At 61.9% G+C, this 10,423-nt stretch carries 9 protein-coding genes and 1 pseudogene; 5 read left to right on the top strand and 5 right to left on the bottom strand.

Features of this window, described 5'->3' with window-relative positions:
* Nucleotides 1-215 (top strand): annotated as a pseudogene (locus ACJWXQ_RS01625) (hypothetical protein); the annotation flags it as partial.
* Nucleotides 208-1,923 carry a Na(+)/H(+) antiporter subunit D gene (locus tag ACJWXQ_RS01620; protein ID WP_346049925.1) on the top strand — a complete coding sequence of 572 codons (1,716 nt, stop codon included), beginning with the start codon at nucleotides 208-210 and terminating at the stop codon, nucleotides 1,921-1,923. The pseudogene ACJWXQ_RS01625 and the gene ACJWXQ_RS01620, both read left to right, overlap by 8 nt.
* 70 nt (nucleotides 1,924-1,993) lie before the next feature.
* On the opposite strand, the gene ACJWXQ_RS01615 is transcribed toward ACJWXQ_RS01620, so the two are convergent.
* From ACJWXQ_RS01615 to ACJWXQ_RS01595, 5 genes are all read right to left on the bottom strand, one after another.
* Nucleotides 1,994-4,366, bottom strand: coding sequence for a hypothetical protein (locus ACJWXQ_RS01615; RefSeq protein ID WP_346049923.1), 2,373 nt, complete (start codon nucleotides 4,364-4,366; stop codon nucleotides 1,994-1,996).
* A gap of 111 nt (nucleotides 4,367-4,477) precedes the next feature.
* Complete coding sequence (locus ACJWXQ_RS01610) at nucleotides 4,478-4,975, bottom strand: GNAT family N-acetyltransferase (protein ID WP_346049921.1); 498 nt, start codon at nucleotides 4,973-4,975, stop codon at nucleotides 4,478-4,480.
* On the bottom strand, nucleotides 4,972-5,718 hold the full coding sequence (gene dnaQ, locus ACJWXQ_RS01605; protein ID WP_346049919.1) for a DNA polymerase III subunit epsilon: 747 nt from the start codon (nucleotides 5,716-5,718) through the stop codon (nucleotides 4,972-4,974). The genes ACJWXQ_RS01610 and dnaQ overlap by 4 nt, the downstream gene beginning before the upstream one ends.
* A 13-nt stretch (nucleotides 5,719-5,731) precedes the next feature.
* A complete protein-coding gene (gene rnhA / locus ACJWXQ_RS01600) occupies nucleotides 5,732-6,184 on the bottom strand; it encodes a ribonuclease HI (RefSeq protein ID WP_346049917.1) in 453 nt (150 codons plus the stop codon).
* A gap of 2 nt (nucleotides 6,185-6,186) precedes the next feature.
* Nucleotides 6,187-6,918 carry a methyltransferase domain-containing protein gene (locus ACJWXQ_RS01595; RefSeq protein WP_346049915.1) on the bottom strand — a complete coding sequence of 244 codons (732 nt, stop codon included), beginning with the start codon at nucleotides 6,916-6,918 and terminating at the stop codon, nucleotides 6,187-6,189.
* Between the two features lie 146 nt (nucleotides 6,919-7,064).
* Here ACJWXQ_RS01595 and gloB point away from each other — a divergent pair, with 146 nt between their 5' ends.
* The 3 genes from gloB to ACJWXQ_RS01580 all read left to right on the top strand — a co-directional run.
* Nucleotides 7,065-7,835 carry a hydroxyacylglutathione hydrolase gene (gloB, locus tag ACJWXQ_RS01590; protein WP_346049913.1) on the top strand — a complete coding sequence of 257 codons (771 nt, stop codon included), beginning with the start codon at nucleotides 7,065-7,067 and terminating at the stop codon, nucleotides 7,833-7,835.
* Nucleotides 7,836-7,862: 27 nt separating this feature from the next.
* The gene (locus ACJWXQ_RS01585; RefSeq protein ID WP_406672017.1) at nucleotides 7,863-9,563 is read left to right on the top strand and encodes a LysM peptidoglycan-binding domain-containing protein; all 1,701 of its coding nucleotides are present in this window, start codon (nucleotides 7,863-7,865) and stop codon (nucleotides 9,561-9,563) included.
* A 128-nt stretch (nucleotides 9,564-9,691) separates the two neighbouring features.
* Nucleotides 9,692-10,423, top strand: a 732-nt coding sequence (locus ACJWXQ_RS01580; RefSeq protein WP_406672016.1) for an enoyl-ACP reductase, incomplete at its 3' end; no start/stop codon positions are given.

Genomic DNA, 10,423 nt, shown 5'->3' with positions numbered 1-10,423 from the left:
TCGCCTGGGAAAGCTGGGGCGGTTTTGGCGCCTTCTTCGGCATCGTCGCTTCCCTGATTCTCATCGCTCTGGCCAAGGGCCTGGGCTTTGGCCTGGTTTACCGCTCTGAAGACTATTACGACGACGAGCTGGAGGGTCGTGAGATGAGCGGCGACCCCCGAGACGAAGACGAACGCAATGAGATGCTGAACAAGGAGGACGAGAACAATGCATGAGCTGTTCAGCATCAACTGGCCCGGGATGGACTGGCTCCACCCTTCCCTGCTGCTGATTCTCGGTAGCCTGCTGATTCCCGTTTTCCGCGGGGCGGTCCAGCAGGTGTATCGTCTGACCCTGGCGGCCGCATTCATGGTGGCGGTGTTTAGTACCGTGCCGGGCGTCTACGCCAGCTTCCAGTTCCTGGGCATGGACATGATGATGGGACGGGCCGACCAGCTCAGCCTGGTCTTCGCCTACGTCTTTGCCATCATGGCCATGATCGGCACCATCTACGCCCTGCACGTAAAAGACAATGTGCAGCACATGGCCGGCTTCATCTACGCCGGCTCTGCCGTGGGTGTCACCTTTGCCGGTGACCTGCTCACGCTTTACGTGTTCTGGGAGCTGATGCTCCTGTCCTCGGTATGGCTGATCTGGCGCAATCGCAACCCCATTTCCTTCGCCTCGGGTTTCCGTTATCTGCTGGTTCATGCGGTCAGCGGGGTTCTGCTGCTCGCCGGCATCGTGCTCTACTACAGCCAGACCGGCAGCCTGGCCTTTGAGCGCATTGATGTGGAAGGCGCCGCCTTCTGGCTGATCCTGGTTGGCTTCATGGTCAATGCCGCCGTGCCACCCCTGCACGCCTGGCTGACCGACGCCTACCCGGAGGCCACTGTCACCGGCGCGGTATTCCTCAGTGCCTTCACCACCAAGACGGCCGTTTACACCCTGATGCGGGGCTTCCCCGAGACCGAAGTCCTGATCTGGATGGGTGCTGTCATGACCATCTGGGGCGTGACCTACGCTGTGCTTGCCAATAATATCCGCCGTCTGCTGGCTTATCACATCGTCAGTCAGGTGGGTTACATGGTGGCCGGTATCGGCCTGGGCACGGCCATGGCCCTCAACGGTTCGGCGGCACACGCCTTTGCCCATATTCTCTACAAGGCACTACTGTTCATGGGCGCGGGCGCCATCATCTACATGACCGGCCGGGCCAAGCTGACCCAGTTGGGTGGTCTTTACCGCTACATGCCGCTGACCTTCATCTTCTACATGATCGCGGCCTTCTCCATCTCGGCCTTCCCGCTCACCAGTGGCTTTGTCAGCAAGACCATGATTCTGGAAGCCTATGCCGAGAATCAGATGGCGATCATCTGGCTGATGCTGTCGCTGGCCTCGGCGGGTACCTTCCTGAGTGTGGGCCTGAAACTGCCCTGGTTCGCCTTCATGGGCAAGGACTCCGGCCTGCGGACTAAGGAAGCGCCCACCAACATGCTGGTGGCCATGGGCATTGCCGCCTTCTTCTGTATCTATATCGGTATCCGACCCGAGTGGCTGTATCAGTTCCTGCCGTTCCAGCCGGTGGAATACAACGCCTACACCATGGGGCACCTGCTTTGGGAACTGCAGCTACTGCTGTTCGTGGGCCTAATCTTCTTCCTCCTGCTCAAGTATGTGGGCCCCAAGGAGAAGATCACCATCGATACCGACTGGATCTACCGCAAGGCCGCGCCGCGTGCAGTGGGCTTTGTTCATCAACACGGTACTGCCGCCTGGCATGCCTTCCTGGCGGGCCTGCGCTGGCCGCTTGATCGCATCGTTGATGCGGCCAGTCGTCACCATGGCCCCCAGGGAACCCTGGCCCGGACCTGGCCAACCGGAAGCATGGTGCTCTGGGTGGCCGTGTTACTGGCGGCGTCCTTGTTGATTTATTATCTTTGAGCTACAAGCTACGCGCTACGAAAACGGGGCCCTTGGGGCCCCGTTTTCTTTTGGTGGTTCGATGGCTTTGTTACAGCTCGTCAAACTGGTGGGAGATGATTTCCTGTCTTTCGGCGTCCTGGAGGCGGGTGCTGACGCCTGGGGGTAGTGGGACAGTCAACTCCACATTGATGTCGGCCGGGTGATCGACGCGGGGTGAGGCGGCGTCCACCAGGATATCGGCGAGGGCCAGGCGCATGGCCTGGTCGTAGAAGGGATCGCCCGCAGCGCCGTAGGCGGTGGTGAAGACCGAAAGGCTGTCATCGCCGTTGTCCACCAGCTCCACCAGCTTCCACTCCATGGGCCGATCCACACTCCCCGGAGAGACAATCTCATAGTAGCCCTGGTCTGCCTGGTCGGCGCCCCGGTCAGCGCAACTATCGCCCTCATCGGCGGCGATCATTTCGCCGTTAACACAGACCGCCGTGATGCTGTGCCGGTGGGCATGACCGGCCAGATGGAGAATCACATTGGGGTGTTGGGCCAGTTGGGTGCGCAATTGCTCCGGGGCCATGGGCTCCACCGGGTCCGGCATGATGGAGCGCAGGTTGAAGAGCAACTGGAATGCCAGCACCACCTGATCTCCGGCACCCGATTGCAGCAGATTCAAGGTAGCGACTCCGTCATTTACCGTATCCTGATCCAGTTCGGCGAAGGTCGCATCACTGCTGCCTTCCATGATCTGGGCGAACAGATCCAGCGCCTGTCGATTACCGGCATCCTCTGCCCCCCGCACGGGTGCCCCGACATTGCCGGTGCTGAGTTGCCCGTCGGCGGGATCGCAGTCCGCAGGCTCTCCGGTCCGAAACCCAATTGCAGTGGACAGCCCCTCACAGATCAGTGCTTCGAGGAAGAGCCTGAACTCATGCACGGCCGTCATGGAGCCGTTGTAGTGATGGCTGTGGATGATCACGGCCTGATTCTCATCAGCGGCAGCAGCAAGCTCAGCCTCCAGAAAGGCCACCTGATCCCGTGTCGGATCATCAAAGTCATCGCTGAGTGCTTCACCCTGCAGATAAGGCACCTGGAAGAGATCCTGCGCGGTGTCGGGCTTTGTCAGGGCCTCATCACCTTCGGAGAAGGCCTGGGAAAGCGCCTCGCTGATCTCCAGGGCATCAAAATCATAGGGCGCCTGGGGCCGACCGATCACACCCAGGTCACCGCCGTAGATATAGGCGGTATCCAGGGTGACCACCCGAAGCCAGGGGGCATCGTCGGGCTGGTGGCTATGAAAGCCTACGCAGCGTCCATCCGGATCAGGTTCGTTCAAGCCACCGAAACCATGGCCCGAAGGCTGGCCATTGGTATCAAAATGGCCGTCGATGAAGCCACAGCGATCCAGCTGTTCGCGCTGCTGATCGGAGGCGATGGACTGAGGATTGAAGCCACCATCCTGGAAAAAATCGGCGAAGGCCTCTGCCTTGCGCGTCCATGAAAGCAGTTGGTCCAGATCCAGATCTTCATCCGGCGTAATAAGCAGCTCGCTTTCGTCCAACCAGTCCCGGCGTTCTTCCCGAGGCCCAAGGTTGGGCACAGAAAGTCCGGCCTGGCCGAAGATGGACTGAAACAGGGGGAACTGTTCCGGCTGGTTAACGAAAGCCAGGGCCCCGATGGGAAAATTCCCGAGCGCCAATACGTCATGGTTGCCGACCGCTGCCAGCCAGGGCCCATCCAGGCCCTCGGCATCGATCGGCGCCTCCGGATCCAGCCCCTCCGGGGCATCGACGTTGAGGGTATCGGCACTCACCGGCGTGAACTGTCCGCCGTTCAGCAGAGTCAGGAACCAGTCCAGCTCATTGGCCTGGGCACCTTCAATGGCATCACCGGCATGGACGGCGAGGTTGAAGGGCCGGAACTCGGCCTGGATACGATTGGCGGCCCGGATCATGGCATCAGCAGCATGGGGCACATAGGCGTTCTGACTGCGATGCGCCGGTGTCGTGGTGGGGCGCGCGGCAAACTTGCTGGCCGGGATCAGCCCCGGTGATTTTTCGTCCACCACCTGCACATCGGCCGTGTGGAGCATGAAATAGACGCTGGCCCGATCATCTGACGGCTCGCCAAGCCCCAATTCATCCCGCTGGACACGGGCAAGGCCGTCACCCAGTTCCACCGCCCCCAGCTCGGGGAAGGACTCCACCCCCTCCTCCGTCTCCCGGTCCACGAATGCCGGCTCACCGGCCTCGGGGTCGCCATGGCGCAGGGGAGGATCGATCAGTGCCTCCTCGCCCTGGACCGGGGCAAGCCGGGCCTGGGTGGTGAACAGCAGACCGTCCGCTAGCGTCTCCTCTTCGTCGCTGGCATCATCCGAATCGCTGGCCAGGCAGCCAGCAAGGGACAGGAAAAGGGCAAGTATCAAAAGGCGCGCCAGAGTGCGCCCAAAGGCTGGGCTCTCGCGGTCCATGAGTTCTCTCCCGACAGAAAACGACTCTCTGAAGCTAGTTCATGGGAGAAGGCTGCGCAAGACGGGGGCGTGGGAAGCGAGCTTGCCCCGTGGTCCCAAGCAAGCAGGAATCTAGAGCGCTTTGATCAGGACACGATCACAGCGGCGGGTGGCGACACTGTCCGGGGCCGTGGTGTAACCGGCGGACTCATACAGGGCGATGGCTTCCTTGAGCACCGCTGCGGTTTCCAGACGCGCGTACTTGAAGCCCCGCGCCCTGGCGCGATCCTCCAGGAAGTCTAGAAGCCAGCGTCCCAGCCCCTGGCCACGGGCTTCCGGCAATAGATACATCTTGCGGATTTCCGCCACATCGGCCCGTCCATGTAGCGGGTAGAAGGCTGCCGTTCCCACAATGCGCTGGTCAATTTCCACCAGCCAGAACTCTCCTTGCCGGTCCATATAATGCTTTTGGACATGAACCACATCCTCGTCGGCATCCTCTGGCTCAAAGTTCAGGCCATACTCGGCAAGAACCTGGGCCAGCAAGGCCACCACCGCGTCGCGATCTTCGGCTGTCCAGAGCCGGATCCGATAGTCGCCGAACCGATGTGCCTTAGAGTCCTGATTCATGTCTCTCCATCCACCGAGGCACTCTCAGCGCCTTGGCGCAGCCAGACCGCACCGCCGCTCTTTTCATGAATGGCCTGGATCCGGCGCTCGTGGGCTTCCAGCTCAACATCCGTGGCAGAAACCACCCGCAACTGCAGGCCCTCGCGATTGACTCGCCGGATGCGAGACGCGCTGCCACCGGCCTCACCCCCTTCTTCCTCTTCCTCATTGAGAAGCAGCGTCTTCTGCCCGCCGGTCATGGCCAGATAGACATCGGCAAGGATCTCGGCATCCAGTAAGGCGCCGTGAAGGTCTCGATTGGAGTTATCTACTTCATAGCGCTTGCACAAGGCATCCAGGCTATTGCGTTGACCGGGATGCATGCGCCGAGCCATGACCAGGGTATCGAGTACCTCGCATAGCTCCTGAATTCTTTCCGGTCGCTTGAGCAAGTGCAGTTCATTGTCGAGGAAGCCGACATCGAAAGGCGCATTGTGAATAACCAGCTCAGCGCCGCGAACAAAGTCGAGAAAGTCATCCACCACTTCCTCGAAACGCGGCTTGTCTTCCAGGAAATCATTGCTGAGGCCATGCACTTCAACCGCACCGGCATCCACTTCCCGATCCGGATTGAGATACTGGTGAAAATTGCGGCCGGTGAGGCGGCGGTTGACCATCTCCACACAGCCAATTTCGATGATGCGATGGCCGTCACTGGTTTCAATACCGGTGGTTTCCGTATCCAGGACAATCTGTCTTGTCATGTCTTAACCTCGTTCAATGGCCCGCGGCCTGCAATTCATCAATGCCTTCATTGGCCAAGGCATCCGCCCGTTCATTGCCCGGGTGCCCCGAATGCCCCTTGACCCAGTACCAGCGCACATCGTGCTTGTTGCGCAGTTGGTCCAGGGCCTCCCACAGCTCACGATTCTTGACGGGTTTCTTGCTGGCGGTTTTCCAGTTGTTTCGTTTCCAGCCATCCATCCAGGTGGTAATGCCCTTGCGAACGTACTCCGAGTCGGTATGGATATCCACGCGACAACGACGTTTCAGGGCGGTCAAGGCTTCAATGGCCGCCCTGAGCTCCATGCGATTGTTGGTGGTTTCGGCTTCGCCCCCCTTGAGTTCCCGGCGGTGGCCATTCCATTCCAGCACCACACCCCAGCCGCCCGGACCGGGATTTCCCCGGCAGGCGCCATCGGTGTAGGCGGTGACGACATTGGAAGACAAATTCAGCTCCTCTTTCGGTTATGACTCAGTCCGCCGGGGACGGTACCCGGCCGGATGACGGGGCGGCGACCATACCAGTGAGGGCTGATGGGGGTCGCGCCCGGGGGCTGTTTACGGAAAACCGCGGCCCAGGCGGCTGCCGGCCAGGGCCCGGGCAATCGCGAACGCCCCCACTGCTCCAACCAGCGGCTACGACGAATGAGCCAGGGCTGATTGATGGGCAGACGATAAAAATAGCGCTCCATTGCCAGCAGCTCGAAACCCAACAGCTGCATCCAGTCGCCGATGCGATGTTCTGCCAGCAGTCGTGCTCCATTGCCATAGGGCGGGCGGCGAAGCAGTTCCCGAAAGCCCCAGAGGCTGTAGCGACTGAAACCCAGCATGAAAATATGTCCGCCGTGGGCCAGCACCCGATCCGCCTCCCGCAGGCTGGCGTGGGGGTTGGCAGCGAACTCCAGGGTGTGCGGCATGACGACCACGTCGATACTGCCGCTGGCAACGGGCAATGCCGCAAGATCAGCGACAATGTCCGCCGGTGCGGCGGCATCCACTACCAGTCGACGATTGACCCGACAGTGCTCCAGCAGGGCCGACATCTCGCTCCAGTGTCCCAGCTGCAGCAGCCGCCCCCCAAAAAGGCGCTCGGTGAGCCGCCCCGCGAGCAGCCGTTCGCATGCCAGGGTGGCCCGGGCCAGGGGGGTTTCGAACCAGGATTCCGATGTTGATGCCGCCATCCCGCCAGTAACCCCACGCTGCATCCCGGGGCACAGCATAACCGGCCCTCGCCCGGGCGCCAACCGGTCTCGGCGATGCCTCGAAAACATTTCCCCAAGGTGCTATTTTTGTTGACCTTTTCCCCAGTACGGGTAGGATAGGCGCCATGCCAGAAGTGAGCGTCGTTCCGGTCCTGAGAGACAATTTCGTGTGGCTGCTCCACGGTGAACAGCCCGACCGGGTCGCCGTGGTGGACCCTGGCGAGGCAGCCCCGGTTCGAGAAGCGCTGACCACTCGCGGCCTCACCCCTGAGGCAATCCTGGTTACCCACCGACATTGGGACCATGTGAACGGCATCGAAGCGCTGCTCGAGCATTGGCCGGTGCCTGTCTATGGCCCGCGCGATGAACCCGTTCCGGCGCGCAGCCACGCCCTGGCCGACGGTGATCGGGTGGAATTGCCCGGCCTGGGGCTGGAATTCGATGTGCTGGCCATTCCCGGCCACACCCTGGGCCATATTGCCTACCATGGGCATGGCCTGCTTTTGAGCGGTGACACCTTGTTCGCCGGTGGCTGTGGACGCATGTTCGAGGGTACGGCGCCGCAAATGCTGGCATCACTGGACCGGCTGGCCAACCTGCCCGCTGAGACCGAGCTTTACTGCGGGCATGAGTACACCCTCAAGAATCTGGACTTCTGCCACGCGGTGGAGCCGGACAATGAAGCCATTGCACAGGTCCGAGAGCGGGCCGAGGCGCGTCTCGCTGATGGCCTGCCATCGCTGCCAACGAGCCTGGCAATGGAGCGAGACTACAACGTATTCCTGCGCTGCCGGGAAGCCAGCGTGCGCGAGAGCGCCAGCCGGCGGGCCGGCAGGGAACTGAACAGCCCGGAGGACGTGTTTTCAGTCATTCGTGACTGGAAAGACGGCTTCTGAAGAAGCAACCAAACAGAGACCGAATCAATGACAGGCAAAGCCATTGATCAGCACGCCCGGCTGCCGCGCCGGGGACGATTGCAACATGCCCTGATCCCCCTGCTCCCCCTGATCATCGCCGGCTGCGGCACCATGCCGTGGATGGATCAGGAGTACGAAGCGGACCCCACCACCCCGGAAGTGGGCCTGGTCCCTGAGCTGGAAGGGGATGCCTATCGCCAGACCTTGAATACGGACTTTGAACTGGACTGGCGCGATCATGCCACCCACCTGGTGGAGGCGGAATCCGAACAGGACTCGGAACCCGCCGATGTCTGGGAGCGGATGCGGCGGGGCTTTGCCATGGAGGAACGCCAGCATCCGCGGATCGAACCCCAGATCCGCTGGCATGAACGGCATCCGGGCTATCTGGATCGCGTCGCCCGCCGGGCGGAGCCCTTTCTAACACATATTCTCGACGAAATCGAAGAACGGGGCCTACCCATGGAAATGGCCCTGGTGCCGATCGTGGAAAGCGCCTATGACCCCTTTGCCTATTCCCACGGACGGGCTGCGGGCATGTGGCAGTTCATTCCGTCCACCGGGCGCCATTTCGGTCTGAAGCAGAACTGGTGGTATGACGGCCGACGGGATTTCATAGCCGCCACCGATGCCGCCCTGACCTATCTGGAATCCCTGGCCGACCGCTTCGGCGGCGACTGGGAGCTGGCGCTGGCGGCCTACAATGCCGGCGGCGGCAATGTCTCCCGGGCCATGCGCCGCAACCGGCAGCGGGGCGCCGACCAGGACTACTGGAGCCTGCGCCTGCCTCGGGAAACCATGCACTATGTACCCAAGGTCCTGGCATTGCGGGACGTGATTCAACAACCCGAGGCCTACGGCATTAACCTGCCCGACATCGACAACGAGCCGCGCATTGCCGTGGTGGAGCTGGACGGGCAGATCGATCTTGCCCTGGCCGCGGAACTGGCCAACCTGCAGATCGACGACATCTACCGTCTCAATGCCGCCTTCAATCGCTGGGCCACCGATCCGGATGGTCCCCATCGCCTGGTGGTGCCCATCGACCGCAAGACACAGCTCGAGGAGGCGCTCGCGGAACTGGACCCGGATGACCGCCTGGCCTGGCACCGCCACCAGATCCAGCCGGGTGAGAGCTTGATCAGTATTGCCCGGCAGTACAACACCACAGTTGAACTGCTCCAGGACGTCAATGAGCTGCGCGGCAATGTGATTCGTGCCGGTCACCACCTCCTGGTGCCCCGCTCCATGGCCTCGGCGGACAGCTATTCCGGCAGCGTCAGTCAGCGCCTGGCACGGATTCAGAACACCCAGCGTGGCGATCGGGAACAGGTCAGCCATCAGGTCCAGCCGGGGGAATCCTTCTGGTCCATCGCCCAGCGCTATGATGTGGGCGTCCGCCAGCTGGCCCAGTGGAACGGCATGGCCCCAGGCGACACCCTGCGCGCCGGACAATCCCTGGCGGTCTGGGTGGAAGACGCCGATAATGCGCGCATCGCCAGCCCCCTCCGGGCCGGCCCCACCGACCGGGAACGGCGAGTGAACTACCGGGTGCGCAGCGGCGATTCCCTGGCCCGCATCGCCAGTCGTTTCGGTGTAAGCGTCAACGACCTGCTGCGCTGGAACAGCCTGTCCGCGGATGACTACCTTCAGCCGGGCCAGCAGTTGACCATCATCGTGGACGTAACCAATACATCCGGGAGCTGAGCCGACCTCGGTCAGGTCGCTGAACTGGCCCAGAAGGCCGCTGGCCGGTAAGATTCCCTGCATCGACTTGCGAGCCCCGCAGAGCGGGGCTCATTGATTCTGGAACGTATCCCAAGGGGAGATTCGAGATGGCATTTCTCAAAGGCAAGAAAGCGCTGGTGGTGGGACTGGCCAGCAACCGCTCCATCGCCTACGGCATCGCTCAGGCCATGCACCAACAGGGGGCAGAACTGGCCTTCACTTACCAGAACGAGAAGCTCAAGCCGAGGGTGGAGAAGATGGCAGCCGAATTCGGCTCCGAGCTGTGCTTCCCCTGCGACGTCACCAGTGACGAGGAAATCCAGGCGGTCTTTGATGGTCTCGGCAAGGCCTGGGATGGCCTCGACATCCTGGTTCACAGTGTCGCCTTCGCGCCTCGCGAGGCCCTGCAGGGCGGTTATCTGGAGAGCGTGACCCGCGAGAACTTCGCGATCTCCCACGACATCAGCGCCTACAGCTTTGCCGCCCTGGCCAAGGCCGGTCGGCCGATGATGGAAGGCCGCAACGCCGCCCTGCTGACCATGAGCTATCTGGGCGCTGAGCGGGCCATTCCCAACTACAACGTCATGGGCGTGGCCAAGGCCAGCCTGGAAGCCAATGTGCGCTTCATGGCTGCAGACCTTGGCGCCGACGGCGCCCGAGTCAACGGCATCTCCGCCGGCCCCATCAAGACCCTGGCGGCCGCCGGCATCAGCAACTTCCGCAGCATGCTGGACCACGTCAAGCGCATCACCCCGCTCAACCGCAATGTGACCATTGAGGAAGTGGGCAACACCGCCGCATTCCTGTGCTCCGACCTGGCCTCGGGGATCACCGGGGAG

Source organism: Natronospira sp. (assembly GCF_007134575.1).
Lineage (GTDB): Bacteria > Pseudomonadota > Gammaproteobacteria > Natronospirales > Natronospiraceae > Natronospira > Natronospira elongata.
The sequence above is the reverse complement of the archived record's forward strand: the minus strand, read 5'-3'. Positions and strand labels throughout refer to the sequence as shown.